This is a genomic window from Microcystis ichthyoblabe FBCC-A1114 (assembly GCF_050500245.1).
Lineage (GTDB): Bacteria > Cyanobacteriota > Cyanobacteriia > Cyanobacteriales > Microcystaceae > Microcystis > Microcystis ichthyoblabe_A.
The window spans coordinates 4,621,252-4,647,960 of sequence record NZ_CP191408.1; the positions used below are offsets into that span (position 1 = coordinate 4,621,252).

The following is a 26,709-nucleotide window of genomic DNA, read 5'->3' on the forward strand; positions in this document are numbered from 1 at the left end:
CTGATAACTAATAAATGATAACTGATAACTGATAACTGATAACTGATAATAATATGTTGAAATCAATTTGTATTACTCTTGGAACTCGTCCTGAAGCGATTAAATTAGCTCCCGTTATTCGTGCTTTTCAAGAATCGGAACAGTTTCAAACCCATGTAGTTCTGACGGGACAGCATAAAGAAATGGTAGCGCAGGTGATGGAATTATTTGCTTTAAAAGCAGATGAAAATCTCGATATTATGCAAACCCGTCAAACCTTAACTGATATTACTTGCCGCAGTTTACGGGGTTTAGAAACAGTTTTTGAGCGCATAAAACCAGATTTAATTATTGTGCAAGGTGATACTACCACGGCTTTTGCTGCTGCTTTAGCGGCTTTTTATCAACAAATTCCTATCGCCCATGTAGAAGCAGGATTAAGAACTAATGATATCTATAATCCCTATCCCGAAGAAGCTAATCGCCGCCTAATTTCTCAACTGACTACCCTACATTTTGCTCCCACTACTTTAGCCGTGGAAAATTTACAAAAATCTGGGGTGACGGGAAATATTCACCACACCGGTAATACAGTTATTGATGCTTTATTAACCGTAGCCAAAACCGCCCCAGAATGTCAAATTGCGGGCTTAAATTGGTCAGATTATCGGGTTTTATTAGCCACGGTTCACCGCCGGGAAAATTGGGGCGAACCCTTACAGGATATTATCAAAGGATTCACTTTGTTATTAGAAAAATATGCCGATACAGCCCTATTATTACCCCTGCATCGCAATCCCACCGTCCGAGAACCAATACAGTCCGCTTTGGGCAATCATCCCAGGGTATTTTTAACTGAACCTCTCGATTATGCCGAGTTAGTGGGGGCGATTCAACGCTGTTATTTATTATTAACTGATTCTGGGGGCATTCAAGAAGAAGCCCCTAGTTTAGGAAAACCGGTTTTAGTATTGCGAGAAACCACGGAAAGACCGGAAGCAGTACAAGCGGGAACAGCGAAATTAATTGGTACTAATCCAGAGCAAATTTTAGCACAAGCGGGAGAATTATTAGGGGATAAAATCGCCTATGATCGTATGGCTAATGCAATTAATCCTTTTGGAGATGGACAAGCATCCCAAAGAATCCTCCAAATCGTCCAAGATTTTTTGGCTTAATCTATGACTACTTGGTTGGGTATCGACCCCGGATTAGCGATTGTCGGTTGGGCTATTCTCCGGGATAATAGTGAGTTAATGCCGATTTTAGTCGATTACGGCACGATCGAAACTTCTAAAAATCTTTCTACTGCCCAGCGTTTGATCGAAATTGAACGGGATTTAAAGGAGTTAATCGCAGAATATAAACCGGGGGAAATTGCCGTGGAAATGCCCTTTTTTAACCGGCAAATCAAGGCAGCTGGTGGAGTCCTGCAAGCATTGGGAATTATCAATCTGGTTAGCTGCCGCGATGGGGGAATTGAACCGATTTTCCTCCATCAAGCTAGTTGGAAATGTCATCTGGGCCATGGTAAGGCCACTAAAGCTGAGGTGGCGGAAGAAATTAAGTATTTATTCGGATTGACAAAAATGCCCATTAATGATGCTGTAGATGCTATAGCGATCGCATACGCTGCTTTCAGTGGCGTTCGCAATCAAATCTCTTGAAGTAATTTGACCCAATTGGTCAAAAAATTTAGCTGACAACTAAAAGCCATCTTTGGATTTAGTATAACTCGTCCTTTTAGCAAAAGTGATCGCACCAAAGGGTTTAAGTGTGGAATTGTGATAATTGTCATCGTCAATGCTAACAAAAATATGGTATAGTTCTTAAATGAGTATAAGTTTAAAATAATGAAAATAGATGAAAATAAAAGTTTCCCAAAAAAAGGCATCATCAAACGGAGTTAACCCTCAGTTAAAGGATATTGCCTATTCGATGGACGCACTGATTCCAGGCTTTTATATTTGGTTGGGTTCTTTTTGTTGGCGATTGGGTGGTAGTGATGCAGAAGAAAGTTATCCAGGAACAATACATAGTTTTGCCGGTATCAGCTTAGTTTTACCTGATTATCAAATTTTTACAACCTATAAAGGGAGTTATGACCCTCGATAAGCATCAAATTGATGGTCTTTCTCCCATTTCATCTAAAATAATGCCAGCAGAAGTTTTTGAACAATTGATGTTCAATGCTGGTTATGCCGTTGTTGGGTCTGCTCCAGCCAAGGGAAATAGAACTAAAGTCTGGTGGAATCATTCTAGTTTTCGTCGTGTTGAAGCAATTTATAGTGCCGATAGAAGTCTGGTTATTACGGCTTATCATCCATGAATCATGAGCTTTCTGTGACGAAAATATATTTATTGTTTACCCACAACGGGCCAAACCTACAAGATTAGCAATCGCACTACCAGATATTATCAGGCGATTGCCGCTTTGATTGACACAAGCAAAACCTTCAACAGGTATAATGGGGCTTGACAGGTGGTATCAGTTATATCACCATAAGCGAATGCGTAATACCCGTCCTATATCTTGGATTAAAGCGGCACGGAAAGATTTTCAAAAGTTTCCCAAGGAAGCCCAAGAAATTGTACTTGACGCTTTAACTATTGCAGCAGAAGGGGCAAAATCATCCCTAACCAAGCCTTTTAAGGGGATAGGTTCTGGTGTGTTCGAGATTGCTCTACCTTTCAAGGGGGATGCCTATCGAACTATTTATGCTGTCCAGTTAGGTGAGGCTATCTGGGTGATTCATGCCTTTCAGAAAAAATCCCCAAAAGGGATCAAAACACCACAGCAAGAAGTCGAAGTTATCAAAGCACGGCTCAAGCGATTGAAGGAGGAACTCTCATGAGTGAAGAACAATTTGAACTGGTACAAGGTAGCGGGAATGTGTACCGCGATTTTGGCGATGTAGATGCGGACGTGCGACAAGCGAAAGCACTGCTTGCTGCTGAAATTATCAAGGTTCTGGAGAAGGAAGACTTATCAACCCGCGATGCTCAAGTGCGAACTGGAATTAATCACAGTGAATTTGTCCAGATTCGCCGTGCTAATTTGGGACGCTTTACTATTGACCGTTTGATCTCAATTTTGGGTCGTCTCAATCAACAGGTTGAAATTACTATTACGACCCATCCAAGAACCACTGATTCTTCACCAATGGCATCCTAACTGTAATTGAGTGTGGGTCGATGGGAACGACTGCGCCACCAAGCTAGTAGGGTACTAGCGATAAAAATACTCGAATAGGCCCCCGCTACAAAGCCAATAATTAAAGCTAGGGCAAAATATTTTAAAGTCGTGCCACCAAAGAGAAAAATCGCCACCAGAGGCAATAAAGTGGTCAGGGTGGTATTAATCGAACGAGTTAGGGTTTGACTCACCGCATTATCGACAATTTCATCCACGGATAATTCGGGGGTATTAGCAAAATTTTCCCGCACGCGATCATAAATTACCACTGTGTCATTAACAGAAAAGCCCACAATTGTCAAGAGGGAAACCAAAAATAAACTATCCACTTCTACCCCCGCAATTAAGCCTAAAACCGCAAAGACCCCTAAAGTGATCAAAACGTCGTGCAGCAGGGCGACAATGGCGAAAAAAGCGTAATCCCGTTGAAAACGGAAGCTTAGATAGACAGCAATGCCAAAAAATGACACTAATAAAGCTAAAAATCCCGACCTAAATAATTCTTGACCGATGGTGGGACCAACTGTATCGATTTGACTGGTTTCGGGGTCAAAGGTGCCAATTTTCTCATTTAAGGTGTCGAGTAATTTTGTTCTCTGTTCTTCTGCCAGGGTTTTCGTCCGCACCGATAAAGTATATTTATCCAACACCTGCACACTACTGTTACCCAATCCCTCCTCGTCTAAAATCCCTTGCACTTCGGCAGTAGTTAAGGGTTTCTCACAGTTATTCTTTTTGGCACAGGCTAATTCTATCTGAATTCTCGTGCCACCAACAAAATCTAAACTCGGTCGCAAAGGCGCTTGAATAGTGAACCAAGAAATCACCATGGCCAAAATACTACCAATCGTCAGCAAGGCCGAGACTGTCCACCAAAAATTACGCTGTTTTGTAACGTTAAATGCCATATAGATTAAGTAAAAAGGAAAAAAGGAGACAGGAGTAGGGATATTTTTCAGTTATCAGTAAGCAGTAATCAGTGGGGGAATAACTGGTAACTGATAACCGATTAACACTGTTAACTTAAAACTCCAATCTGATAACTGGTAACTGATAACTGATAACTGATTATTGATTTGCCGGTAAATTAGGGCAGAAAAGTTGCGGTTTTTGACGGACGCTGGGGACGTTTAACACGGTGATTAACAGGAGAGTACGACTACAGGTTAAAGCGGTAAACATACTCACAGCTACCCCAATGGCTAAAGTTAAAGCAAAACCCTTGACTAATCCCGAACCCAACCAAAATAGGGCAGCACAGGCGATTAAAGTAGTGACATTACTATCGAGAATACTGGAAAAAGCCCGATAAAATCCCGACTCCACCGCCCGAAATAGGGATTTTCCCGCCCTTAATTCCTCCCGGGTACGCTCAAAAATCAGTACATTTGCATCAACTGCCATGCCGATACTGAGGATAAATCCGGCAATACCGGGTAACGTCATCGTGACTCCCACTAGGGCAAAAGCCCCCAGAGAGAGAATAGTATAGATAATCAGGGAAACATCGGCAATAATCCCGGGTAAACGGTAATAAACCGCCATGAAGATTAAAACTAACAGTAAACCCACTAAACCAGCGTAGATACTGCGACGGATGCTATCCTGGCCTAAAGTTGCCCCGACAGTGCGAATTTCTTCCACTTTAACGGGGAAAGGTAGGGAACCACCGCGCAATTGAATCGCTAGATCGTTGGCAGTTTCGGCGGTAAAATTACCGGTAATCACGGCCCGGCCTCCTGTAATTCCCGTTTGGGCAAACTGCACATCAACCACAGGGGCGCTAATTAATTCATTATCGAGGAAAATCCCAATACTGCGACCAGTACCAGCGATCGCTTTAGTCAGTTTGGCGAATTTATTGCCCCCTTCCGAATCGAAAGTAATGGCCACTTCCCAGTTAGTGCCTTGGGTGGAACTAATAGTGGCATTTTGCAGATTTTTTCCGGTTAAGTCCACCGATTCAAATAAATTTAAAATTGCCTCTTTAGATTTTTGCAGAGATTGTTCTAGTTCGGCAATTTTAGCGGCATTTTCGGGTTTATTCTCGGCTTTAAGGGCGGCTAATTCCAGCTTTTTTTGTTGAAAAATTGAATATTCAGCCCGAAATTCTCCTTCTGTACCTTGTTTTTGCTGACGAAATTCTAATTGGGCCTGAACATTTAGGTTTCTCTCAGCTTCTTTGGGATTTGTGACCCCGGGTAGTTGCACGATTACCTGATTTTTACTGTCCACAGTCTGCACTAATGATTCAGAAACACCGAGGGCATTAACGCGATTTTCAATCACATTTTGTACGGCTTTTAAATCATTAGGTTGAATGGTTGTCACGGTTTCAGTGGGTTTAACCTGAATGGTTAATTGACTACCACCGCGCAGGTCTAAACCTAATTGTAGGGGTAACTTAATCAGGATAAAGATCGAGGCAACAACTAGGCCGATGATCAGTAACAATAACCAATTTTGTCTCTGCATAACTTCAGTATCAAAAGGAGAATTTTTTAAATGCGATCACCGACCATTTTTTGGACAGCTTCGACAATTTGATTAGGTTGAATAATCGTCAATCTTTCTAGATTACCGTTATAAGGTGTGGGGATATCTTGGGAAGATAATCTTAACACGGGGGCATCTAATTCATCGAATAACTGCTCGTTAATTAAAGCAATTAACTCGGAAGCAATTCCCGCCGTTTTCATACATTCTTCCACGATAATCACCCTGTGAGTCTTGCGAATCGAAGCGGCAATCGTCTCCATATCAAAGGGTTTCAGGGAAATTAAATCGATAATTTCTGGATCATAGCCATCTTTTTCTAACTGTTTTAATGCCTGTAAACAGTGATGACGCATCCGCGAATAGGTGAGAATAGTTATATCTTCTCCCTTGCGAACGATTTCCGCTTTATCGAGGGGTAAAAGATACTCGCTATCAGGTAAATTTTCCTTGAGATTATAGAGAAGAACGTGTTCAAAGAAAAGCACGGGGTTATTATCTCTAATCGCCGATTTTAATAAACCTTTGGCATTGTAGGGAGTGGAACAAGCGACAATTTTTAGTCCGGGTACCGCGTGAAAATAGGCCTCTAAACGTTGGGAATGTTCCGCACCTAATTGTCTGCCCACACCCCCCGGACCACGGATAACCATGGGGATTTTAAAATTACCGCCGGAAGTATAACGTAACATCCCGGCATTGTTGGCAATTTGGTTAAAGGCAAGCAGAAGAAAACCCATATTCATGCCTTCAATAATCGGACGTAATCCCGTCATGGCTGCCCCCACTGCCATGCCCGTAAAACTATTTTCAGCGATGGGAGTATCTAAAACCCTTAAATCGCCATATTTTTTGTAGAGATCTTTGGTAACTTTGTAGGAACCACCGTAATGACCCACATCTTCACCCAAAACAAATACTGTCTGGTCGCGGACCATTTCCTCATCGATCGCCTGTCGCAAAGCATTAAATAATAGGGTTTCTGCCATATCAAGTCCCCGCTTACAATTCGGTCATCTTATCACTAAACTTATTATCTTACCCCTTTTCTGGTCCGAGGGAATAGGAAGTGGGGAAGTGGGGAGGTGGGGAAGTGGGGAAGAACGTAGGTTGGGCTGAAGCATGAAACCCAACGCCCGATTATGTTACGCTACCGCTAACCCATCCTACAAATAATTGTGCTTCCCTACTGATGAATAAAAACAATTATGACTATAGATAATAGTCTATTCTAGTTCCCGACAATCGGCCGGCAAAGAACTAAGATCAAGATCAAGCAATCCCCTACCGTTAAAGCTGATGAAATTACCCCGTCTTGCCGCTTTAATCATTGGTCTGAGCTTTATTTTCGGATTAATGTTGTGGTTAGTCAACTCTATCTATCGTCTTTACATCCAGATCGCCTTTACCGCTCCCCTACTAGCCAATATTCTGCTTTTACTGATTATCGGACTGCTGGGCTTGCTGATCTACATTCTTTTGTACTACTTTTATCTGCTGCCCCAGCAGCAAAAAAGTCGCCGCGGGTTGCGTTCTTCCTCCCGTCCACTCCTAAAATTACCGGTAGAAAAAACCGAGGCCGCCGGGGAAACCTTAAAAGCTATCCGGCAACAAGTGGAGCAAATTCAAGATAAAGTAACCCAACAGGTTTTTATTAATCGTTCCCAAGAAATTGAGCGAAGTTTAGCCAGAAAAGAAGTTAAAATCATTGTTTTCGGCACGGGATCTGCGGGAAAAACCTCCCTAATTAACGCCCTCATCGGTCAAATGGTGGGCAATGTGGAGGCAACCATGGGAACCACGGAAAAAGGGGAAACCTATAGTTTAAAAATGAAAGGTGTGAATCGGGAAATTCAAATTACCGACACTCCCGGCATTCTTGAAATTGGTGCAGCTGGAGGTCAAAGGGAACAGTTAGCGCGACAATTAGCCACGGAAGCAGATTTACTTTTATTTGTCATCGATAACGATATTCGACAATCGGAATACGGCCCTTTATTGGGTTTAATTGATATTGGTAAACGTTCTCTCTTAGTCTTTAATAAAATCGATCTCTATAGCGACGAAGATCGAGACATTATTTTAAAACAATTACGAGAACGTCTAAAAGGAGTGATCCTTTCCGCCGATATTATTGCCGTCGCCGCTAATCCCCAACCAGTACAGTTAACTGGTGGACAAATGATCACACCAGAACCAGATATTTTAGCTTTAATTAAACGTTTGGCTTCAGTTTTACGCGCCGAAGGGGAGGATTTAGTGGCGGATAATATCCTCTTACAATCCCAAAGATTAGGGGAAGAAGCTAGGAAAATTATTGATCGCCAACGTCGTCGCCAAGCTGATAAAATTATCGATCGCTATCAGTGGATCGGTGCGGGAGTGATTGCGGTGACTCCCTTACCAGTGTTCGATATGTTAGCAACGGCGGCGGTTAATGCTCAAATGGTTAAGGAAATTGGTCAAGTTTATGGCTGTGAAATTAACAGCGATCGAGGCAAGGAATTGGCTCTATCTTTGGGTAAAACTCTAGTTAGTTTGGGAGTGGTGAAAGGAGCAGTAGAATTATTAGCCAGAATCCTACAATTAAATTTTACTACCTATATAGTCGGTAAGGCAATTCAAGGAGTCAGTGCCGCCTATTTAACTCGCATTGCTGGCAAAAGTTTTATTGAATATTTCCGTCAGGATCAAGACTGGGGTGACGGTGGTATGACGGAAGTGGTACAAAGACAATTTCAACTTAGTCGCAAGGAAGAATTTATTAAGTCTTTTGTGGCCGATGCGATCGGTAAAGTGGTACAACCTTTTCAGGATGATTGGCAGCAAGAAGAAGTTTTAGAAGCTAGTTGCGAGGATGATTGGTAAAGATCGAACCCGGGAGCAATAGGCAAAATTGTATAGTAATTGTTACAATCGTTTTGGGGTTCCACAAGGGCAAAAAAAAGATGCGACAGCAAGTTATCGACTGGTTAAAAGAAAACGTCAACGAACACCGTCTGCGACATATTCTCGGTGTGGAGACCATGTGTATTGATTTAGCTCGTCATCACGATCTCGATCCCGTCCAAGCAGGGCAAGCGGGGCTGTTACACGATCTGGCTAAATTTTTCAAGCCCAAAAAACTGCTAAAAATGGCAGAATCGGCGGGAATAGAGGTGGATAATATCTGTTTATCCCATCCCCACTTACTCCACGCCGACGTGAGCGCAATTGTCGCCCAAAAAGAATTTAACGTTATCGATGAGGAAATTCTCGAAGCGATTCGCAATCATACCCTCGGTAAACCCAATATGAGCGATCTTAGCTGTATAGTCTTTATTGCCGATGCCTTGGAACCCAATCGCGGCGATACACCCGAATTAAACGCCCTACGACAACTCAGCTATCAAAATCTCCATAAAAGCCTTCAACAAACCTGCGATTATTCCCTAAAATATCTTTTAAGTAGCCATTGTCCCATTCATCCCCGCACCGTGCTAACCCGCAACTGGGCGTTACAAATTGTTAAAGAACAACTAACGGAAACTAAAACCATTGATTAACATAATCTCAAGACTCGCTTACAACCACCTCAGCCAAAGGATAACCACAACCTGAATGACCAATCCCACTGGAATTATTACCCCCGTCGCCGAAAATCTCAAGACCGAAAATTTTCTAGAGACAATTGTTACTGCTGCCGAAGACAAGAAAGCAGGGGACATCGCCATCCTGAAAGTCGCCGATATCTGTTATTTAACCGATTATTTTCTGATTATTACTGGCTATTCTACCACCCAAGTGCGAGCGATCGAGGATGCGATCGAAGCCGCTATGGAACTAGAATGGCAACAATCCCCCCGACAAGTGGAAGGAAAAAGCGAAGGTAGCTGGATCCTGATGGATTATGGCGATATCATTGTCCATATCTTTCTACCAAAAGAGCGAGAATTTTATAATTTAGAAGCATTTTGGGGTCATGCCCAACGGATTCCTCTACCTAGCGACCATTTAGAGGAGTAGAATCCATGAAATCCTCCCTTGATTTCTGTCCCGTCCCGGAAGAACAGCAACCGGTTAACGAGTACGAACAATTAAAAGAATCTTGGTTTTTCCGTTGGGCAACGCTAGATGTAGCCCCTTATACAAAAAAAATTGTCTGGTTATGGTTGTGGACATGGTTAATTGTCGGACCGATTGCCGCCGCTAGTTTTCCCCTGAAAAAGGCCCCTTTTCTCTTCTTCTGCGCGGGGATTTTTGGCTCGACAATTTTGGTAGGATTGGTGTTATTGCGCTTGTATTTAGGCTGGATCTACGTCTATGACCGCTTACAATCAGAGAAAGTATTTTATGAAGAGTCGGGCTGGTATGATGGCCAAATCTGGACAAAAACCGCCGCTATTTTAACCCGCGATCGTTTAATCGTCTCCTATCAAATCCAGCCCATTCTCCGCCGTTTACAAAAAACCGCCCTGATTTTAGGGGCAATTGTCGCTATCAGTGGTCTTTTCTGGCTATTTTTCACTCACTAACCGCAACCAATCACCAATCTGAATGAATAGGGTAAAACGTTCACCAACCCACCGCTTAGAAATTCATCTCCTCCGGGAAGGTATTATTGAATCGGTCCATCATGTCGAGGCCGCTATTTGCGATGACCGCGGCCGGGTATTATCCACCGCCGGCAGTGCCGAAACTAGCGCCTTTATTCGTTCGGCCCTAAAACCTTTTCAAGCACTGGCTGTCATCAGTACCGCCACCCTCGAACGCTACGATCTCAACGATAAGGATCTAGCCATTATCTGTAGTTCTCACCAAGGCACAGTGGAACACGCCCGTCAAGTCTTTAATATTCTCTGGCGTGCCGATATCGATCCCAACGCCCTGCAATGTCCCCTCCCCGAAGGTAAACCCAGTCGTCTTCAGTACAATTGTTCTGGTAAACACGCCGGGATGTTAGCGGTGTGTCAACAGCGTGGCTGGCCGTTAAATAGCTATCTGCGGCGTTCTAGTCAGATACAGAAGCTAATTTTAAGCAAAATTGCCGAATTATTGGGAATGCCGGGAGATGAATTAATCAGCGCCCACGATGACTGCGGTGCGCCCACCTATTCAATGCAGTTGGGGCAAATGGCCCATCTCTACGCCCAGTTAGCCTCTGGCAACCGTTTAGACTTAGAAAGAATCGTCCGAGCTATGACCTATCATCCCCGCATGGTAGCAGGAGAAGGGGCTTTTGATACGGAATTAATGCAGGTTAGCCAAGGGGAAATCGTCAGCAAAGCCGGGGCCGAAGGGATTCAATGTATCGGGCGCGTCGGTGAAGGTTTAGGATTAGCAATAAAAGCTTTAGATGGTTCCAAACGGGCTAAATATGCCGCCGCTTTGCAAATTCTCAAACAGTTAGGCTGGATTACTCCCAATGTGGCCGAATCTCTCTCGGAAAAATTCCTTAAAATCGGCAGTTATACCCGCTTGGAAGTGGTGGGAGAAATGGCTTTATTGTAAATAGTCAGTTAACAAAGCTTAATAGAACAAAAAGAAAAGTTTTTGCTGCCTTATGGCTGACTGTGGCGGGCAATCATTCGATTGAAGGCGGTTCCCAGAGGGTGGGCGTGGCGGCGTTGCTGATTTGAGATATGAATCTTCTTTTGTGGTATTTTTAAAACCTAGACCCAAACTAACTTTTGGATGGGTGCAAGATTGTCATTCATACCTTGATTCAGCAACGCCGGGCGTGGCAATCCTACTTAACCGATAGATTTACTCTGTCAATTTTAAAAGGATCAGTGGAGACAAGCAGGGAGAGCAGAAGGGGCAGGGGAAGCACCAGGAGACTTATCTCTCAATTCAATCTTGACAGACCAATAGGTCTATGGTACAGTGTGGGGGCATTCTCGCCGAGTGTGCGGCAGTTCAAGACAATACCAACAGTAGCCTATGAGTTTGATCGATAGGAAAATTTGTTTCGTCACCCTAGCTGTCGGGAAGAAATATCGAGATCATGCCCTTACCCTCGCTGAGGATATTCGTACTATAGCTGATAATACCCCTTTTGTAGTTCTCACTGATCGCCCTGAAGTTTTTCCCAAATCCGATTCGCTCATCCCGATCCCCCACCGTATTCAATCGGTAGGAGTTTATCACGATCAACTAGACTGTATAGCGGCATCGTTCCGATTAGGGTTCGACGATTGTATCTTTCTCGACGCAGACTGTCGGATTCTCCAAAACGCAACAATCTCACGACAGTGGAAACTCGGATTGACCGCAAAAAGTTGTTACGATCTGCATAGATATCTTCTGAGAAAAGAATCCGGAGGAACGGGAATCTACGATTTTTTCCAAAAAATCGCCGGTCGCTACGGGATCCAGATCGAAGAGTGTAAGCTTATTAACGAGTGGATTTTCGTAGTTTGTAGGGATGGGAACGAGGACATATTCCTGCAATCTTGGCGGGAGATCCGCGATATTTCAGAGCGGAAAAGAATTTTTGCTGGGGAAGGAGCGGCGATCGGTATGCCGGCGCGGATCGCGGGTTGGTCGGTTTATCATTACGATACCGGTTATCCGGCGGAGGCGAGCCGTCATCGGCAAATCGATATTTACAAAGATAAAATGTTTTTTAGACCGGAATCGATTCCCGATTCTTTTCAAGAAAAGTACCAAGAGTTAGAACTACAGAGAAAAGCGATCGAGGAGCAGAATCCTTTGCTTAGGAAAACCCACAAAATCCTAAATTTGTGCGGCAGAGAAATTCGATACACGGGATTAAAATTCAAAAATTCAATCGATTAGTTATAGTAAAGTCTGGAGTGGAGAAGAGTGATAAAAAATTATATTACCTCGCTAGTTCAATCGATTTTTCACAGCGAGATGCAAAGTTACGGCAAAGATAGATTTCTTTTATCCAAAAAAGAAAATACTGCCTATCACGTGAAACAAGCCTATCAATTTTTATCAGATACGGAATTGAAACGGGTTCTCAGCCAGTACAAGGTCGATCTCGTTTTAGATGTGGGAGCGAATCGAGGTCAATTCGCCCGCTATGTGCGACAGAATATCGGGTATGAAGGAAAAATCATATCTTTCGAGCCAATCAAGGATGTTTTCGAGCAAACGAGTCAACTTTGTCGGAGCGATCCCCTATGGGATATATATAACTTAGCGTTGGCAGAACAAGATGGAGAACAGGAGATAAATGTTTCTAAAGCTACAGAATTAAGTTCATTTTTAGAGACCAACGACTATTCTGTCCGCTTCAGGGGCTCCGAGTCGATTGATCGTCGGGAAAAGGTCACGAAATGTCGTCTCGATACTTTTCTCAAGAGGGAGGTGCAAAATTACAGCGCACTGAAGATTTTTTTGAAAATGGATACTCAAGGGTACGATTTAAAAGTATTCGCCGGCTTGGGGGATGCCGTTGGCTCGATCGTGGGTTTACAGTCGGAAATATCGGTTATTCCTATCTATCGGGAAATGCCCCATCTAACCGAAAGCATCAATTGTTTCGAGAGAGAGGGATTTAGCATCGTGGGACTTTTTCCTGTATCGAGGGAAAAAAGCCTTCGAGTGATCGAATACGATTGTCTGATGGTCAGAATTTAGATGCATTATATTCCCTCCTTCAAAAAATTCCAGATCGCAGTTCCATATCTACTGGGGCGTTGCTGATTTGAGATATGAATCTTCTTTTGTGGGATTTTTAAAACCTAGACCCAAACTAACTTTTGGATGGGTGCAAGATTGTCATTCATACCTTGATTCAGCAACGCCTCTACTGGTAGTGGCGGTGTCCATTGTCAGCTTTATTTTTAGCGTTATCGAATCAAAACTTAATACGGACGCTCACCATTGGGGGCTTATGTACGCGAATGCCATAGACTTGGTTTGCGGATCGATACCTTTTAAAGAAATATTTATTCAATACGGAACTCTAACGACGATAATTCAAGGTTTCTCTTTAGTTATCTTCGGCAATTTTTATAAATAGTTGGTTGATCAAGGGTAACACATCAAAAACTTTTCTTTTTGGTGTGTTAGGGCAGTATTTATATCTTGATTTTTTTACCTAAAAACAAGGCATTGCCTAACCCAACCCAGTTAACTCAAATTATAGCCTATAAAAATCCCCCTCAATTCTGTAAAATTAAGGGGAATGGGTTATATTAATGGGCAATTTAACCTATTTTTGTGGTTTCTTTTTCGATAGAATGATTGCGTTTTACTTGGCGTTTTATTGTCGCACCAACACCGAGTATTCCTAGAGAAAAGAGTCCTAAAGTTGAAGTGGGTTCGGGGGTTTTGGGAATATTACCATTAAAAGCCTGACCATTAGAAATTAATCGAAAAGACTCAGGCAAACGAATAGGTTCTGTAATTGGTTCTAAATCAACAAATCTTTCCGTTATGTATTCCAACTCTGTTGACGTTATATTCAAGTCTTCAATCGCCTGTAGTTCTTCTTCGGGAAAACCGTCAGTTGCTACTAATGCCTGATAGTTAATGAAATCCAAAGGTGTTATGATTATGTCATTCAAACTTGTATCCGCAAGTAGGTCTCTAAGTATTAATGATTCCATACTAGCTTCTTGTGATAATTGGAGAAAAGTATCAAAATAACTATCTAAAGCTAGTTTTTGAATATCTGCACTGAATGTATCTCCAACAAATAACGCTGAATCATATCTATTGATAGCAGTAATTGTTGAGCGCATAAAATCAACAGTTTTAAACTCTAATTCTAAAACTTTGTTCATAGAATTTGCAATTTCTTGTGTAATTTCTCCCGTAGGATCTATCAAAATAGATGGAAATAAATTATCAGGCAATTTAACAATTTGATAATTGCTATCAAAGCGTTCTTCAATTGATGAAAGTTTAATCCTGTCAAGTATTTCAAATAAAGCGGAGTGTGCGAGAATGCTTATCTGTAATGAAGCGAGAAAAGGTGCTGCGGGTGGAGCAAAAATTATTGCTGCGCTGACTACACCTCCTCCTTTCCACATACCATCAATAATCTCCTTTTTGAATTTAGAAAACGGTACATCTAAATCAATTTCTTGTTGTCCTGGCCTCATTGGTGGAAATATAAATTGTCCATTTGCTCCAATACAAGTTAAAGTCCCTATTGGAGAAATCATCGGAACACCACCACATCTTGTACAATAGTCTTGGTACTCTTGACGATTAGCCCGAATAATAACAGCATTGGCTGAAGGAACTAATGTACTTAAACCGAGAATAGAGATAAAAGCAGACGCAAGGATGGATTTCATGATGATCTTAGATTCTAGTAAATGAGGTAAATACTTCCCCTGAATCGTAAGCAGCACAAACTTTTTCTTCAAGACCCATAAAAGCCCTATAAAGAAATATAAAGACACTAAATTTGCATTTTGCGGTATAATATCAAGCAATCCTGACTTAACTCCCTGTTTAAAATCATCCTATGAACTCATTCGATATTCAATCTTTTATAATAACTATTGATGAGCTTGTTTTCTCCCATACAGGAGAACATTTAGACGATCTTCAGCATGAAATCCTAGAGGGAGTCGTCAATCATCAAAAATACGCCGAAATCGCTCAAAAAAATCATCGTTCTCAGAAATATATCAAGGAAACAGCCGGTAAATTATGGAAAACCTTATCAGAAATATTAGGAGAGGAAGTCAATAAGGCTATAGCGGTGTGCAGTCGTATGAGGTACAGTGTCACGAGCTATAAACCATGCTAGGCAAAGCTTGGTTTGTATCTCACTCAAGCGCTTACCGCTATAACATTAAATCGAGTTTACAAAGATATTGTTATTCTAATTTCTCTAACTCTAGTAATATTAAAGACGTTATACAAATCAATAGCGGTAATTTTTGTACTGGAAAAGAGAACAGTGAATTACACTCATCTAATATTTATCAACAAGCTAAATTAGAAACCATTCCCGAATTAATCAAAGAAGGATTAACTATCGAACAAATTGCTAGAGTTTTAAAACTTCCCCTAGAATTAGTGCGATCGCAATTAGAAGAATTTGAGTAACTCCCCAGCAACATCACTTATAATATAGTTATCTTATTATTACCCTGAGCCGATCTGAAAGTGAATTTTATTTTAGAACCAAGCGAGGAAAGAGATTATAATCTTTCTATTCCTTCTCTCCCCGGTTGTATTAATGAAGGACATCATCTCGAAGAAGCTTTGAGCAATATTCAAGAAGCTATGGAACTTTGTCTTGAATTAGAGGAAAAAGAAAGACGAATTGCAGAAGGTAACTATACCATAAGTGATTTTAACCAAAAAACTCAACAAGTCATTCAGAATATTGAAGAACAAAAAAACTTAACTGTTTGCCAAGATCAAGTTGAACTATATCAGCAGCTAGGAATTTAATGTTATTAACCATTTATAATCTATAATCGCCATATATAAGGAGAATAATTAACTATGACCGAAAATAGAGGCCCGATTCCCGTAGTTGTCAACGGTGCAGCCGGCAAAATGGGACGGGAAGTCATTAAAGCCGTTGCTCGTGCCGACGATATGATCCTAGTGGGTGCAGTGGATCGAAATCCAGCTTTTCGAGGTCAGGATGTGGGGGAAGTGGCCGGTTGTGAACCCCTAGAAGTGCCGATTCTCGACGATTTACAGAGTGTTTTAGTCCTGGCAACTCAGGAAAAAGTGCAGGGGGTGATGGTGGATTTTACCCATCCCGACGGTGTTTATGACAATACCCGCAGTGCGATCGCCTATGGAGTGCGTCCCGTGGTGGGAACTACGGGATTATCGGCGGCACAACTGCAAGATTTAGCCGAATTTGCCGAAAAAGCCAGCACTGGCTGTTTAGTTATCCCCAATTTTTCCATTGGCATGGTTTTACTACAACAGGCTGCCGTGCAAGCATCTCGCTACTTTGATCATGTAGAAATTATCGAACTGCATCACAATCAAAAAGCAGACGCACCCAGTGGCACAGCGATTAAAACCGCCGAATTACTGGCAGAATTGGGTAAAATCTTTAATCCTGCTCAAGTTTCCGAAAAAGAAACCATCCCCGGCGCTAGAGGCGGTTTAACTGCCGAGAACATCCGTATTCATAGCGTCCGTTTACCCGGTTTAATTGCCCACCAAGAAGTCATTTTCGGTTCCCCCGGAGAAATCTATACCCTTCGTCATGATACCAGCGATCGCTCCTGTTATATGCCGGGGGTTCTCCTTTCTATCCGCAAAGTTACTCAGCTGCAATCCCTCGTTTACGGTTTAGAAAAAATCCTCTAAATCGAGACATTTTAGAGGAAGGAGAGGAAAAGGGCAAAGAAGAGAAATCTTGACAAATTGCCCTAAAAATGCTATCTGCTGGCTTTCCTATCCCCAAGCTTTAGACTGAGAAATTGAAGAAGTACCACAAGTCAATGAGGGACAAAATTGAGTGAAAACGGACAGTATTTTCTATCGTCTCTTTGAGACTTTTCCTGAAAGTTTCTTTGATTTGCTCAATCTTCCCCCAGAAACCGTCAATCATTATCAATTTTCCTCCCTAGAAGTTAAACAACTCGCTTTTCGTTTAGATGGGGTTTTTATTCCCGATAACCTGAATGATCCGATTTACTTTGTTGAGGTACAATTTCAAAAAGATGAACGGTTTTACTCACGCTTTTTTAGTGAAATATTTCTCTATTTTCATCAAAGCGAGTTAAGCCAGAATTGGCAAGGGGTGATCATTTATCCCCATCGGGAAATTGAAAATAGTCCCAAATCTCGTTATCAAGAATTCTTTGAGTCAGGCCGAGTTAACTGTTATTATCTGAATCAGTTAGATGAGGGGGATTCTCTGGGGGTAAAAGTGTTACAATTAATTGTAGAATCGGAACAAAAGACCTTAGAACAAGGAAAAGAACTGATTCAACAGGTTAGACAACAATTCCAGGAGTCTTTAAAAAGAGAGGACATTCTAGAATTAATTGAGACAATTCTCATTTATAAATTGCCCAAATTAAACCGTAAGGAGATAGAAAAAATGTTTAGTTTAAGTGATTTAAGGGAAACTAAAGTCTATCAAGAAGCTTTAGAGGAAGGCAGAGAGGAAGGCAGAGAGGAAGGCAGAGAAGAAGGAGAATTATCCGCTAAAAAAAGCCTAATTTTGCGTCAGCTAAATTTAAAACTAGGTTCTATTCCTTTAAAGGTAGAACAAAAAATTAAACAGTTAAATCCTAATCAACTGGATAATTTAGCTCTTGCTTTATTGGACTTTTCGGATTTGGAAGATTTGCAACAATGGTTAAATTAATAGTATTAACTATAGAACAAATTGCCCAAACTTTAGACTTAGAGATTGAACAAGTAGCACAAGTCATTGAAGGACAAAATTGAGTGAAAACGGACAGTATTTTCTATCATCTCTTTCAGACTTTTCCCGAAAGTTTCTTTGATTTGCTCAATCTTCCCCCAGAAACAGTCAATCATTATCAATTTTCCTCCGTCTCTTTCAGACTTTTCCCGAAAGTTTCTTTGATTTGCTCAATCTTCCCCCAGAAACAGTCAATCATTATCAATTTTCCTCCCTAGAAGTTAAACAACTAGCTTTTCGTTTAGATGGGGTTTTTCTTCCCGATAACCTCAATGACCCGATTTACTTTGTTGAGGTACAATTTCAAAAAGATGAACGGTTTTACTCGCGCTTTTTTAGTGAAATATTTCTCTATTTTCATCAAAGCGAGTTAAGCCAGAATTGGCAAGGGGTGATCATTTATCCCCATCGGGAAATTGAAAATAGTCCCAAATCTCGTTATCAAGAATTCTTTGAGTCAGGACGGGTTAACTGTTATTATCTGAATCAGTTAGATGAGGGGGATTCTCTGGGGGTAAAAGTGTTACAATTAATTGTGGAATCGGAACAAAATACCTTAGCTCAAGGAAAACAACTGATTCAACAAGTTAGACAACAATTCCAGGAGTCTTTAAAAAGACAGGACATTCTAGAATTAATTGAGACAATTCTCATTTATAAATTGCCCAAATTAAACCGTAAGGAGATAGAAAAAATGTTTAGTTTAAGTGATTTAAGAGAAACTAAAGTCTATCAAGAAGCTTTAGAGGAAGGCCGAGAGGAAGGCAAAGAAGAAGGTAAAGAGGAAGGCAAAGACGAAAAAGCTCGACAAATTGCCCTAAAAATGCTATATGCTGGCTTTTCTATCCCAGAAATCGCCCAATTTACCGATTTATCCCCCGCAACTATCGAGCAATTACAAAGACAAAACGCTCACGATGTTTGATAATATTTGTAAATTTATTGCCGAAAACTTCTCCGATGATTTAGCCACTTGGTTATTGGGTTCTCCCCTCTCCTTAACCGTCCTCGACCCGACGGAATTACAATTAGACCCCATTCGTGCCGATTCTCTGATTTTTTTGCAGTCAGAGCATTTAATTCTCCATACCGAATTTCAAACCGATCCCGACTCCAAAATTCCTTTCCGAATGCTCGATTATCGGATTCGCGTCTATCGTCGTCATCCCCAAAAACAAATGCGTCAAGTGGTAATTTATCTGCGACGCAGTGATTCCCCCCTAGTACAAGAAAATACCTTCCGTCTGGGGGAAACCTTTCATTCCTTCCAAGTCATCCGTCTTTGGGAAGAAAATACACCACAATTTTTCCATCATCCCGGTTTATTACCCTTTGCCGTCCTCAGCAATACCGATGACCCTGAACAGGTGTTAAGTCTGGTGTCCCGTTCTTTAGAAACTATCTCCCAAAAACAGGTGCAAAGCAATCTCGCTGCCGCTACCAGCATTCTCGCCGGGTTAGTATTAAATCGAGAGACGATTAAAAAAATCCTTCGGAGTGACATTATGAGAGAATCCGTCATCTATCAAGATATTTTAGAGGAAGGCAGAGAGGAAGGGGAAGAAAAGGGACTACAAAAAGGTAAAGAGGAAAAAGCTCGACAAATTGCCCTAAAAATGCTATCTGCTGGCTTTTCTATCCCAGAAATCGCCCAATTTACCGATTTATCCCCCGCAACTATCGAGGAATTACAATCGAGAGACGATAAAAAAAATCCTTCGGAGTGACATTATGAGAGAATCCGTCATCTATCAAGATATTTTAGAGGAAGGCGAGGAAAAAGGACTACAAAAGGGCAAAGACGAAAAAGCTCGACAAATTGCCCTAAAAATGCTATCTGCTGGGTTTCCTGTCCCAGAAATCGCCCAATTTACCGATTTATCCCCCGACGCGATCGAGCAATTACAACCGAGAGAAGATCAGAAATATCTTTCGGAGTAGGATTATGGGAGAATCCGTCATCTATCAAGAAATTCTCGAAGAAAATGAGCGAGAAGGTTGACAATTTAGAAATTATCCGAAATAAGCTCGATAAATCGGGGGTCTTGACGAATTTTATCGAAGTCAGAATCTTTTTTCGCCTGTTCTCTATCACTGGGTCTTAATTGAATCGCCTTGGCGAGATATTCGACCGCTAAAGGAATATTATCCTGAATAGCGTAGTAGCAGGCTAGGTTGTAGTTTGTATTAGGGTGGTTTGGATTAATGGCTAGGGCTTTTTGTAAAATTTGTTCTACTTCCTCATATTGTCCTAAGCAAGTTAGAGAAGCGGCATAGACATTCCAAAAATCAATTGTTTGATTGTCTTTGTTTTTATACTGCTGACAAGTTTCAACAATTAAATGGAATTGCTGGTTTGCAATATCTTGATGACCTAATTCTTTTAAAAGCATTGCTTTATTGAAGATTGCTTCAATGTAGTCCGCTTTAAGCTTAATTGCTTCATCATAGGCGGCGATCGCTTCTTCATACCTTCCTAAATTCCCTAATTGACTACCTTTACAAAACCAAGCGGTTTCATAATCAGGTTTCAATCGGATAGCTTCCTCGCAAGCAGACAGCGCCTCTTCATATCTTCCTAAATTTGCTAGTTGGTTGCCTTTAACTGCCCAAGCAACTTCATAATCAGGTTTCAATCTAATCGCCTGATCGCAAGCAGACAGCGCCTCTTCATACCTTCCTAAATTTCCTAATTGATTACCTTTACCCGTCCAACCAACTTCGTCATTGGGTTTCAATCGAATAGCTTCTTCGTAAGCAGACAGCGCTTCTTCATATCTTCCTAAATTTCCTAGTTGATTACCTTTACCCGTCCAACCAACTTCGTCATTGGGTTTCAATCGAATAGCTTCTTCGTAAGCAGACAGCGCCTCTTCATATCTTCCTAAATTTCCTAGGTGAACACCTTTATTATGCCAAGCGTAATCATAATCGGGTTTCAATCGAATGGCTTCATCATAGGCAGTGATTGCCTCTTCATACCTCCCTAAATTTCCTAGGTGAACACCTTTATTATGCCAAGCGTAATCATAATCGGGTTTCAATCGAATGGCTTCATCATAGGCAGTGATTGCCTCTTCATACCTCCCTAAATTTCCTAATTGATTTCCTTTCCCATTCCAAGCGTAATCATAATCGGGTTTCAATCGAATGGCTTCATCATAGGCAGTGATTGCCTCTTCATACCTACCTAAGTTTCCTAATTGATTGCCTTTACCAAGCCAAGTGGCTTCATCATCAGGTTTCAATCGAATGGCTTCATCGTAAGCAGACAGTGCCTCTTCATACCTACCTAAGTTTCCTAATTGATTGCCTTTACCAAGCCAAGCGGCTTCATCATCAGGTTTCAATCGAATGGCTTCATCGTAAGCAGACAGTGCCTCTTCATACCTTCCTAAATTTGCTAGTTGATTACCTTTACCAAGCCAAGCGGCTTCATCATCAGGTTTCAATCTAATAGCTTCATCGTAAGCAGAAAGCACCTCTTCATACCTCCCTAAATTTCCTAGATAAACACCTTTATTATACCATACAGTATTATACCAAGACACATCACGATCTGGTTTCAATCTAATAGCTCCTTCACAGACAGATAGTGCCTCTTCATACCTCCCTAAATTTCCTAACTGATTACCTTTATTCACCCAAGCGTCTTCATAATCTGGTTTCAATCTAATAGCTTCTTCGTAAGCAGACAGTGCCTCTTCATACCTCTTTAATCTTCCAAATATAGCTCCTTTATTGTACCAAAAAGTTTCATTATCGGATTTCAACCGAATGGCTTCATCGTAAGCAGACAGCGCCTCTTTATATAATTCCAGAAAATATAAATTGTTTCCTCGCATCTTCTGAAAAGTTTCATCTTCAGGAAAATATTTAACTAGAGCATCATAGCCCCTCAGCGATTCTGTATAGTTTTGCTTATCGTACAACTTATCGCTCACTTTATCCAGCGCCTCTTTGACCTCGACGGGAAAGCGGTCTAACAGCGCTAAAAATAACCCGAGTAGCTTTTCCAAATAATCCTCTAGACTCAGTAACTTGCCCTTTCCCTCGATCTGCCCATCGCGGGGGGATAAAATTCCCTCCCTCGCTTCTAATTTTTCTAAGGCCTTTTTAATCCGCCACTGATAGCGAACTTTTTGCCAGCGATTTCCCCGGACTAACATCAATGCGACTCGCTCCACCACAAACGCCTTTAGGGGGATATTCGCCTGTTGTAATAAATAAACAGCGTCGTATAACTCTTTAGCCAAAGGCTCTAACTTAAACGCGTCTTGATAACACTTTTCCCAAGATCCCCGGAGAGTATCCTTAAAATTTTCTCGACTTAGGGACAAAGAACGACCCTCCTGACTGTCGCCAGCCAGTAAAATTTCAAAATTGTTCACCAGATTTTGAAATGTTCCGTCATTACACCCTGCGATCTCTTCCGGGGGGCATTCCAGTTGAATTCCCGTTCGATTCGACACATTCACTAACCAGGACGCAGCCGCCTGATTTTCCGGTCTGGGTAATCGATAGCGCGTAAACCGGCGCCAGAGGGGGTATCGCTCCCATTGCAACATCTCCCATGGGCTAACCAATCTGGGATCATCGCTGACGGTTTCATCTCTAGCGGTCGCCAAAACCTTGATCCGCCTATCGGGAATATAAAAGCGATCGCAATGATCCAGCGCCGCCAATAATCGTTCTTGTAACGGTCGGTCGGTCGGCAAGGATTGCTCTTCTGTCGCTCGATTTTCCCGAGTCGGTTCACTGCGCCTCATTTGAATATGCAAATCGTCAAATATAAAAAGCACATTTCTTCGCACATCTTGAAACTGTTCTTGAGGAAAGCGATCTCCCTCCAAGATACCGGTGAAGACCATTACCGTCCAACCCCGACGGCTGAAACGGTGAGCGACTTCCGCCATCTCTCTCGTTTTACCGATCCCAGTCGGTCCCGTAATGATCACCCACTGGTCATCATTTAATAACCTTATTATTTCAGCTAAATGGTTGATATCCAGTTCCCGATCTTGAAGGGGAATATCCCAGTCAATCAGGCTAGGATAGAGATATTCTGCCCTCTCCCGTCCAAAGATCGCGGGAAATACATCCTGGTTTGGACGCACGACTCTAAAGGGCAAGCTATCGCCTGCGATTCTTGCGCGGCGCCGTTTTTGCTGTTTTTCGCGCCACCAATTCAGCCCCGTCAAGCCAAAGCCGGAAAAGGCAGTGGTTAAGAGTAGGTTCACCGGATCTTTATGGACGTTATAAAACTCCCAAAGTATCCGGGCCGCATTAACGACGGGATCGAGCATAAGCTGTGTGCCTTAACTTAAGCTAAATTGTAAAATCAGGGTTTCACTTTAGGACAAAATCAGGTTAAATGTCGATTTGATCCCAAAAAAGCCCCAATTTTCTCCACGGCAGCCTCTAGAATATCGGGATCGTGAACTAAGGCAAAACGCACATAACCCTCACCACCCTTACCAAAACCAGAACCGGGAGAGACCGCGACACCGGTTTGGGCCACCAATTGCCGACAAAAATCGACGGAATTACCCGCCCAACTGGGGGGAATTTTCGCCCAAACGTACATAGTGGCGGCCGGAGTGGAAACAGGCCAACCGATGCGATTTAGGGCATTAATAAACACATCCCGGCGTTTTTGGAAGATAGCGACGGTTTCCTTGACCGAATCTTGATTACCGGTTAAAGCAGCGATCGCACCGTTGAGAATGCCCAAATACTGATTAAAATCAACCATGGCTTTAATCTGTCGCAAAGCCATAATTAACTGCGGGTTGCCAATGGCGAAACCGATGCGAAAACCGCCCATATTATAGGACTTGGAAAAGGTAAAAAACTCGATCGAATTAGTTTTATCTCGATCGGCCTGTAAAATTGACGGGGGGGGCGATGTTCCCGCAAAAAAGATGTCTAGATAGGGAAAATCGTGGATTAAAACTAAATTATGCTGACGGCAAAAATCAACCGCTTTTTGAAAAAATGCCAAATGTGCGATCGCTGTAGTGGGATTATGGGGATAACTCAAGACCATCAGCTTCGATTGTGCCAGCACTAGCTCAGGAATGTCCTCTAAAACCGGCAGAAAGTCATTTTTTGCCAAAATTGGCATTCCGTAGATTTGACCGCCAGCAAGGGCAACACCGCCCAAATGGGAGGGATAACCTGGATCGAGCAGCAGGGCAAAATCCCCGGGGTTGAGAAGGGCCAAAGGTAGATGGGCCGTGCCTTCCTGAGAACCAATTAGGGGTAAAACCTCCGTTTCTGGATCAACGGCAACCCCAAAGCGATCGCTATACCAGTTAGCGGCAGTTACTCGGAAGTCTCGCGTACCATTATGGAGTAAATAGCCGTGGGTGTGAGGATCGTGGAGAGATCGCTCAATAGCATCGACAACGTGGGGAGCAGCCCCAAGATCGGAGGAACCGAGCGAAAGATCGATAATGACATTACCCGCTTCTCTACTGGCAGCTTTTGCCCGATCCATATCGGCAAAAACGTTGGATTGGAGTGCCTGTAAGCGGTGTGCTAGGGTTAAATTATTCATAACCACAGATACCTAATTAGCTGACATAGGTATCGATAAAAGATTGTAATTGTTGTTTGCCGATCGCCCCTTCATGAGTGGCAATAATTTCGTTATCTTTAAAGATGCGTAAAGCGGGAACACCTTTCACATCACATTTAGCCACCGAGTTGGGGTTAGGGTCCACCTCTAGTTTAACTACTTTTAGCCGTTCGCCGTAGGTGTTGGCTACCCAATCGATCGAGGGGGATATCAGACGACACGGACCGCACCAACTCGCCCAAAAATAGACTAAAACGGGTTTTTCGACCTCAAAAACCTCTTGGTCAAACTTCTGATCGCTAATGACAGTTACGCTACTCACAGTATTTATTTCCTCGCCATCGTTACTGATCATCATAGAGGTTCTGGGTACTTTTCGGCAATTATCCAGTTCCACAGTTCCTCAAACATGAGGATCGAAGACATCGCGTAAACCATCACCGATAAAATTAATACTTAACACCGTGATCACGATAGCCAGAGCGGGAAAAATGACCAAATGGGGGGCAGTTGTCAAGTAATCTTTAGCTTTAAATAACATTTGTCCCCAAGTCGGCACATCGGGGGGGAAACCCAAACCCAAAAAACTCAGGGTTGACTCGGTAATAATCGCATTACCCACCGCTAAAGTGGCCGCCACGATAATCATTCCCAAAACATTAGGTAATAAATGCACCCAGATTAAACGGAAAGGAGTGGCCCCCAAAGCAATCGCAGCCGAGATAAACTCCATCTCTCGTAATTTTAAGAAATTTCCCCGCACCAATCTGGCCACCGACATCCAATTTAAACCCCCGATCACCAAAACCACGAGGATAAAAATACCCGTTTCCGGTCCGGCGATTTTCTTGATACTATCGCGAAATAGATAGACAATCAGTAAAAGTAGGGGTAATTGGGGCAAAGATAGGAATAAATCCGTTAATCGCATCAATAAGCCATCGATCGCCCCCCCGTAAAACCCGGAAATAGCCCCGATCGCTGTCCCTAGAATAATCGCGACTATCATAGCAGCAATGCCCACCGCTAGGGAAATTCGACCCCCCACCAAAATCCTCGCCAATTGATCCTGTCCCAGATCATTAGTGCCGAAAAGATGTTTTAAACTAGGGGGAGCAGTGGTTTGACTAAAATCAATGGTATCGATGGGGACCCGATAAAAAATCGGACCGAATAGGACGGCAAGAATAATTATAATTAATGCGATCGCTCCTATTGTTGCCAGGGGATCTCGGTAAAAACGTCGCCAAGTATCGATAATTGCAGAAGACAGGAGAGACATAAGCTGTTAAGTGTTTAAATTACTTTTTGAGACGAGGCACTCTTGCATTAGGGGAGATTCCGCTAATCTAAGAATAAACGGTTTAAATGAGTCTTTTTAGTCTGCTGTATTTTAGGTAAAATCTCAAGATGAGTCCCTTTATTGAAGGAACCGTTGTGTTATAGTATAACTCAAGTTCAGAAAATAGAGAGTAAAACTATGACTGTTAAAGAACTTATTCAAACAGCAATTGATAATTTACCTGAAGAACAACTAGATGAACTTTATCAATTAATTAAAAATTTCACCGCCAGCAAAAACAACTTATTAGAAGAAAAACCATCCTTATTCAAACGTCATTTTCCAGTTGAGAATATGGTGGGTAAAGCTAAAATACTAGGTGATATGGTCAGTCCTATTGTAGATGAAGAAGATTGGGAATGTCTGAAGTAATTGTGCTTGATACTCATATTTGGTTGTGGTTAATAAATGGCAATTTTGACAGATTTCCCGAGCATTGGCTAGAAAAATTTGAGTTAGCAGAATCTCTCGGAGTTTCCCCCATTTCTTGCTATAAAATAGCCCTTGCTAACCAACGGGGGAGATTAGAATTAAGTTATCCCCTTCAAGAGTGGATTCAACAAGCTTTAACAGTAGCTAAAATAGATATATTTTCAATTACCCCCGAAATTGCCATTAGAGCCGTTAATTTATCTCCCATTCACAAAGATCCTTTTGACCGTATTATTATGGCTACAGCCTTAGCATACGGGGCAAAACTGGCTAGTATTGATAACTTATTTTCTAAATATCTTGAAATCAAAGATCATCTCATGGAGAGAGGGAAATAGTAATAAGTAAGAGGA

Annotated in this window: 31 protein-coding genes and 1 pseudogene; 24 read left to right on the forward strand and 8 right to left on the reverse strand. The window is 42.1% G+C overall.

Annotated elements, in window-relative coordinates; translation table 11 throughout:
• Positions 1–53 precede the first annotated feature (53 nt).
• From wecB to ACQY1Y_RS22550, 6 genes are all read left to right on the forward strand, one after another.
• Positions 54–1,157 (forward strand): non-hydrolyzing UDP-N-acetylglucosamine 2-epimerase, encoded by a 1,104-nt coding sequence (wecB, locus tag ACQY1Y_RS22525; RefSeq protein ID WP_430013597.1) that lies wholly within the window; start codon positions 54–56, stop codon positions 1,155–1,157.
• A gap of 3 nt (positions 1,158–1,160) precedes the next feature.
• Positions 1,161–1,646 carry a crossover junction endodeoxyribonuclease RuvC gene (locus ACQY1Y_RS22530; protein ID WP_061432552.1) on the forward strand — a complete coding sequence of 162 codons (486 nt, stop codon included), beginning with the start codon at positions 1,161–1,163 and terminating at the stop codon, positions 1,644–1,646.
• A gap of 196 nt (positions 1,647–1,842) precedes the next feature.
• Positions 1,843–2,094, forward strand: a complete 252-nt coding sequence (locus ACQY1Y_RS22535; RefSeq protein WP_046661434.1) for a hypothetical protein — start codon at positions 1,843–1,845, stop codon at positions 2,092–2,094.
• Positions 2,081–2,308 carry a hypothetical protein gene (locus ACQY1Y_RS22540; protein ID WP_046661433.1) on the forward strand — a complete coding sequence of 76 codons (228 nt, stop codon included), beginning with the start codon at positions 2,081–2,083 and terminating at the stop codon, positions 2,306–2,308. Before ACQY1Y_RS22535 ends, ACQY1Y_RS22540 begins: the two co-directional genes overlap by 14 nt.
• A 181-nt stretch (positions 2,309–2,489) precedes the next feature.
• Entirely contained in the window at positions 2,490–2,834 is a 345-nt protein-coding gene (locus tag ACQY1Y_RS22545) for a type II toxin-antitoxin system RelE/ParE family toxin (RefSeq protein WP_232306098.1), read from the forward strand.
• Positions 2,831–3,154 carry a helix-turn-helix domain-containing protein gene (locus ACQY1Y_RS22550; protein WP_002752110.1) on the forward strand — a complete coding sequence of 108 codons (324 nt, stop codon included), beginning with the start codon at positions 2,831–2,833 and terminating at the stop codon, positions 3,152–3,154. Before ACQY1Y_RS22545 ends, ACQY1Y_RS22550 begins: the two co-directional genes overlap by 4 nt.
• Here the strand turns inward: ACQY1Y_RS22550 and secF are convergent.
• From secF to ACQY1Y_RS22565, 3 genes are all read right to left on the reverse strand, one after another.
• Complete coding sequence (gene secF, locus ACQY1Y_RS22555; RefSeq protein ID WP_430013598.1) at positions 3,151–4,083, reverse strand: protein translocase subunit SecF; 933 nt, start codon at positions 4,081–4,083, stop codon at positions 3,151–3,153. The two genes, ACQY1Y_RS22550 and secF, sit on opposite strands and share 4 nt — an antisense overlap.
• A gap of 160 nt (positions 4,084–4,243) precedes the next feature.
• A complete protein-coding gene (gene secD, locus ACQY1Y_RS22560; protein ID WP_430013599.1) occupies positions 4,244–5,650 on the reverse strand; it encodes a protein translocase subunit SecD in 1,407 nt (468 codons plus the stop codon).
• A gap of 26 nt (positions 5,651–5,676) precedes the next feature.
• On the reverse strand, positions 5,677–6,660 hold the full coding sequence (locus ACQY1Y_RS22565) for an alpha-ketoacid dehydrogenase subunit beta (RefSeq protein ID WP_002739046.1): 984 nt from the start codon (positions 6,658–6,660) through the stop codon (positions 5,677–5,679).
• A gap of 310 nt (positions 6,661–6,970) precedes the next feature.
• Here ACQY1Y_RS22565 and ACQY1Y_RS22570 point away from each other — a divergent pair, with 310 nt between their 5' ends.
• The 7 genes from ACQY1Y_RS22570 to ACQY1Y_RS22600 all read left to right on the forward strand — a co-directional run bounded on the left by ACQY1Y_RS22570 (position 6,971) and on the right by ACQY1Y_RS22600 (position 13,261).
• Positions 6,971–8,539, forward strand: coding sequence for a YcjF family protein (locus ACQY1Y_RS22570; protein WP_430013600.1), 1,569 nt, complete (start codon positions 6,971–6,973; stop codon positions 8,537–8,539).
• 80 nt (positions 8,540–8,619) lie between these two features.
• The gene (yqeK, locus tag ACQY1Y_RS22575; RefSeq protein WP_430013601.1) at positions 8,620–9,216 is read left to right on the forward strand and encodes a bis(5'-nucleosyl)-tetraphosphatase (symmetrical) YqeK; all 597 of its coding nucleotides are present in this window, start codon (positions 8,620–8,622) and stop codon (positions 9,214–9,216) included.
• 55 nt (positions 9,217–9,271) lie between these two features.
• The gene (gene rsfS, locus ACQY1Y_RS22580) at positions 9,272–9,676 is read left to right on the forward strand and encodes a ribosome silencing factor (protein WP_002739249.1); all 405 of its coding nucleotides are present in this window, start codon (positions 9,272–9,274) and stop codon (positions 9,674–9,676) included.
• Between the two features lie 5 nt (positions 9,677–9,681).
• Positions 9,682–10,185: a CGLD27 family protein gene (locus ACQY1Y_RS22585; protein ID WP_190359149.1), complete on the forward strand. Its 504-nt coding sequence runs from the start codon at positions 9,682–9,684 to the stop codon at positions 10,183–10,185.
• Positions 10,186–10,207: 22 nt separating this feature from the next.
• On the forward strand, positions 10,208–11,161 hold the full coding sequence (locus ACQY1Y_RS22590) for an asparaginase (RefSeq protein ID WP_430013602.1): 954 nt from the start codon (positions 10,208–10,210) through the stop codon (positions 11,159–11,161).
• Positions 11,162–11,593: 432 nt separating this feature from the next.
• Complete coding sequence (locus tag ACQY1Y_RS22595; protein WP_430013603.1) at positions 11,594–12,451, forward strand: hypothetical protein; 858 nt, start codon at positions 11,594–11,596, stop codon at positions 12,449–12,451.
• 27 nt (positions 12,452–12,478) lie between these two features.
• Positions 12,479–13,261, forward strand: a complete 783-nt coding sequence (locus tag ACQY1Y_RS22600; protein WP_430013604.1) for an FkbM family methyltransferase — start codon at positions 12,479–12,481, stop codon at positions 13,259–13,261.
• A 572-nt stretch (positions 13,262–13,833) separates the two neighbouring features.
• On the opposite strand, the gene ACQY1Y_RS22605 is transcribed toward ACQY1Y_RS22600, so the two are convergent.
• Entirely contained in the window at positions 13,834–15,072 is a 1,239-nt protein-coding gene (locus tag ACQY1Y_RS22605; protein ID WP_430013605.1) for a hypothetical protein, read from the reverse strand.
• A gap of 32 nt (positions 15,073–15,104) precedes the next feature.
• On the opposite strand from ACQY1Y_RS22605, the pseudogene ACQY1Y_RS22610 reads away from it, so the two are divergent.
• From ACQY1Y_RS22610 to ACQY1Y_RS22650, 9 genes and pseudogenes are all read left to right on the forward strand, one after another.
• Positions 15,105–15,694: pseudogene (locus ACQY1Y_RS22610) on the forward strand (ATPase).
• A 60-nt stretch (positions 15,695–15,754) separates the two neighbouring features.
• Positions 15,755–16,045 carry a type II toxin-antitoxin system HicB family antitoxin gene (locus ACQY1Y_RS22615; protein ID WP_430013606.1) on the forward strand — a complete coding sequence of 97 codons (291 nt, stop codon included), beginning with the start codon at positions 15,755–15,757 and terminating at the stop codon, positions 16,043–16,045.
• Positions 16,046–16,099: 54 nt separating this feature from the next.
• Entirely contained in the window at positions 16,100–16,930 is an 831-nt protein-coding gene (dapB, locus tag ACQY1Y_RS22620) for a 4-hydroxy-tetrahydrodipicolinate reductase (protein WP_430013607.1), read from the forward strand.
• 151 nt (positions 16,931–17,081) lie between these two features.
• Positions 17,082–17,939, forward strand: a complete 858-nt coding sequence (locus ACQY1Y_RS22625) for an Rpn family recombination-promoting nuclease/putative transposase (protein WP_430013608.1) — start codon at positions 17,082–17,084, stop codon at positions 17,937–17,939.
• On the forward strand, positions 17,927–18,022 hold the full coding sequence (locus ACQY1Y_RS22630; RefSeq protein ID WP_002749813.1) for a hypothetical protein: 96 nt from the start codon (positions 17,927–17,929) through the stop codon (positions 18,020–18,022). Before ACQY1Y_RS22625 ends, ACQY1Y_RS22630 begins: the two co-directional genes overlap by 13 nt.
• The gene (locus tag ACQY1Y_RS22635; protein ID WP_081330820.1) at positions 18,023–18,217 is read left to right on the forward strand and encodes a DUF2887 domain-containing protein; all 195 of its coding nucleotides are present in this window, start codon (positions 18,023–18,025) and stop codon (positions 18,215–18,217) included.
• The gene (locus tag ACQY1Y_RS22640) at positions 18,166–18,924 is read left to right on the forward strand and encodes an Rpn family recombination-promoting nuclease/putative transposase (protein ID WP_430013609.1); all 759 of its coding nucleotides are present in this window, start codon (positions 18,166–18,168) and stop codon (positions 18,922–18,924) included. The genes ACQY1Y_RS22635 and ACQY1Y_RS22640 overlap by 52 nt, the downstream gene beginning before the upstream one ends.
• Positions 18,917–19,726 (forward strand): Rpn family recombination-promoting nuclease/putative transposase, encoded by an 810-nt coding sequence (locus ACQY1Y_RS22645; RefSeq protein WP_002739057.1) that lies wholly within the window; start codon positions 18,917–18,919, stop codon positions 19,724–19,726. The genes ACQY1Y_RS22640 and ACQY1Y_RS22645 overlap by 8 nt, the downstream gene beginning before the upstream one ends.
• A gap of 4 nt (positions 19,727–19,730) precedes the next feature.
• Positions 19,731–19,940, forward strand: coding sequence for a hypothetical protein (locus tag ACQY1Y_RS22650; protein WP_069474200.1), 210 nt, complete (start codon positions 19,731–19,733; stop codon positions 19,938–19,940).
• A gap of 65 nt (positions 19,941–20,005) precedes the next feature.
• On the opposite strand, the gene ACQY1Y_RS22655 is transcribed toward ACQY1Y_RS22650, so the two are convergent.
• The 4 genes from ACQY1Y_RS22655 to ACQY1Y_RS22670 are packed head-to-tail and all read right to left on the reverse strand — an operon-like array spanning position 20,006 to position 25,864.
• Positions 20,006–23,305: a tetratricopeptide repeat protein gene (locus tag ACQY1Y_RS22655; RefSeq protein ID WP_430013610.1), complete on the reverse strand. Its 3,300-nt coding sequence runs from the start codon at positions 23,303–23,305 to the stop codon at positions 20,006–20,008.
• Between the two features lie 59 nt (positions 23,306–23,364).
• A complete protein-coding gene (locus ACQY1Y_RS22660; protein WP_430013611.1) occupies positions 23,365–24,561 on the reverse strand; it encodes an LL-diaminopimelate aminotransferase in 1,197 nt (398 codons plus the stop codon).
• 16 nt (positions 24,562–24,577) lie between these two features.
• Positions 24,578–24,940 (reverse strand): thioredoxin family protein, encoded by a 363-nt coding sequence (locus ACQY1Y_RS22665; protein WP_430013612.1) that lies wholly within the window; start codon positions 24,938–24,940, stop codon positions 24,578–24,580.
• Positions 24,941–24,985: 45 nt separating this feature from the next.
• On the reverse strand, positions 24,986–25,864 hold the full coding sequence (locus ACQY1Y_RS22670; RefSeq protein WP_103111781.1) for an ABC transporter permease: 879 nt from the start codon (positions 25,862–25,864) through the stop codon (positions 24,986–24,988).
• A gap of 198 nt (positions 25,865–26,062) precedes the next feature.
• Between ACQY1Y_RS22670 and ACQY1Y_RS22675 the strand changes: the two genes are divergently transcribed.
• Together ACQY1Y_RS22675 and ACQY1Y_RS22680 are read left to right on the forward strand one after the other, a co-directional pair.
• A complete protein-coding gene (locus ACQY1Y_RS22675) occupies positions 26,063–26,296 on the forward strand; it encodes a hypothetical protein (protein ID WP_002739069.1) in 234 nt (77 codons plus the stop codon).
• On the forward strand, positions 26,284–26,694 hold the full coding sequence (locus ACQY1Y_RS22680) for a type II toxin-antitoxin system VapC family toxin (protein WP_130756749.1): 411 nt from the start codon (positions 26,284–26,286) through the stop codon (positions 26,692–26,694). Before ACQY1Y_RS22675 ends, ACQY1Y_RS22680 begins: the two co-directional genes overlap by 13 nt.
• The last annotated feature ends 15 nt before the right edge of the window (positions 26,695–26,709 follow it).

Bases quoted from the DNA above. Each gene is read 5' to 3' on its own strand.
- wecB (WP_430013597.1), top strand. From the start codon at position 54: ATGTTGAAATCAATTTGTATTACTCTTGGAACTCGTCCTGAAGCGATT.
- ACQY1Y_RS22530 (WP_061432552.1), top strand. From the start codon at position 1,161: ATGACTACTTGGTTGGGTATCGACCCCGGATTAGCGATTGTCGGTTGG.
- ACQY1Y_RS22535 (WP_046661434.1), top strand. From the start codon at position 1,843: ATGAAAATAAAAGTTTCCCAAAAAAAGGCATCATCAAACGGAGTTAAC.
- ACQY1Y_RS22540 (WP_046661433.1), top strand. From the start codon at position 2,081: ATGACCCTCGATAAGCATCAAATTGATGGTCTTTCTCCCATTTCATCT.
- ACQY1Y_RS22545 (WP_232306098.1), top strand. From the start codon at position 2,490: ATGCGTAATACCCGTCCTATATCTTGGATTAAAGCGGCACGGAAAGAT.
- ACQY1Y_RS22550 (WP_002752110.1), top strand. From the start codon at position 2,831: ATGAGTGAAGAACAATTTGAACTGGTACAAGGTAGCGGGAATGTGTAC.
- secF (WP_430013598.1), bottom strand. From the start codon at position 4,083: ATGGCATTTAACGTTACAAAACAGCGTAATTTTTGGTGGACAGTCTCG.
- secD (WP_430013599.1), bottom strand. From the start codon at position 5,650: ATGCAGAGACAAAATTGGTTATTGTTACTGATCATCGGCCTAGTTGTT.
- ACQY1Y_RS22565 (WP_002739046.1), bottom strand. From the start codon at position 6,660: ATGGCAGAAACCCTATTATTTAATGCTTTGCGACAGGCGATCGATGAG.
- ACQY1Y_RS22570 (WP_430013600.1), top strand. From the start codon at position 6,971: ATGAAATTACCCCGTCTTGCCGCTTTAATCATTGGTCTGAGCTTTATT.
- yqeK (WP_430013601.1), top strand. From the start codon at position 8,620: ATGCGACAGCAAGTTATCGACTGGTTAAAAGAAAACGTCAACGAACAC.
- rsfS (WP_002739249.1), top strand. From the start codon at position 9,272: ATGACCAATCCCACTGGAATTATTACCCCCGTCGCCGAAAATCTCAAG.
- ACQY1Y_RS22585 (WP_190359149.1), top strand. From the start codon at position 9,682: ATGAAATCCTCCCTTGATTTCTGTCCCGTCCCGGAAGAACAGCAACCG.
- ACQY1Y_RS22590 (WP_430013602.1), top strand. From the start codon at position 10,208: ATGAATAGGGTAAAACGTTCACCAACCCACCGCTTAGAAATTCATCTC.
- ACQY1Y_RS22595 (WP_430013603.1), top strand. From the start codon at position 11,594: ATGAGTTTGATCGATAGGAAAATTTGTTTCGTCACCCTAGCTGTCGGG.
- dapB (WP_430013607.1), top strand. From the start codon at position 16,100: ATGACCGAAAATAGAGGCCCGATTCCCGTAGTTGTCAACGGTGCAGCC.
- ACQY1Y_RS22630 (WP_002749813.1), top strand. From the start codon at position 17,927: ATGGTTAAATTAATAGTATTAACTATAGAACAAATTGCCCAAACTTTA.
- ACQY1Y_RS22645 (WP_002739057.1), top strand. From the start codon at position 18,917: ATGTTTGATAATATTTGTAAATTTATTGCCGAAAACTTCTCCGATGAT.
- ACQY1Y_RS22650 (WP_069474200.1), top strand. From the start codon at position 19,731: ATGAGAGAATCCGTCATCTATCAAGATATTTTAGAGGAAGGCGAGGAA.
- ACQY1Y_RS22655 (WP_430013610.1), bottom strand. From the start codon at position 23,305: ATGCTCGATCCCGTCGTTAATGCGGCCCGGATACTTTGGGAGTTTTAT.
- ACQY1Y_RS22660 (WP_430013611.1), bottom strand. From the start codon at position 24,561: ATGAATAATTTAACCCTAGCACACCGCTTACAGGCACTCCAATCCAAC.
- ACQY1Y_RS22665 (WP_430013612.1), bottom strand. From the start codon at position 24,940: ATGATGATCAGTAACGATGGCGAGGAAATAAATACTGTGAGTAGCGTA.
- ACQY1Y_RS22670 (WP_103111781.1), bottom strand. From the start codon at position 25,864: ATGTCTCTCCTGTCTTCTGCAATTATCGATACTTGGCGACGTTTTTAC.
- ACQY1Y_RS22675 (WP_002739069.1), top strand. From the start codon at position 26,063: ATGACTGTTAAAGAACTTATTCAAACAGCAATTGATAATTTACCTGAA.
- ACQY1Y_RS22680 (WP_130756749.1), top strand. From the start codon at position 26,284: ATGTCTGAAGTAATTGTGCTTGATACTCATATTTGGTTGTGGTTAATA.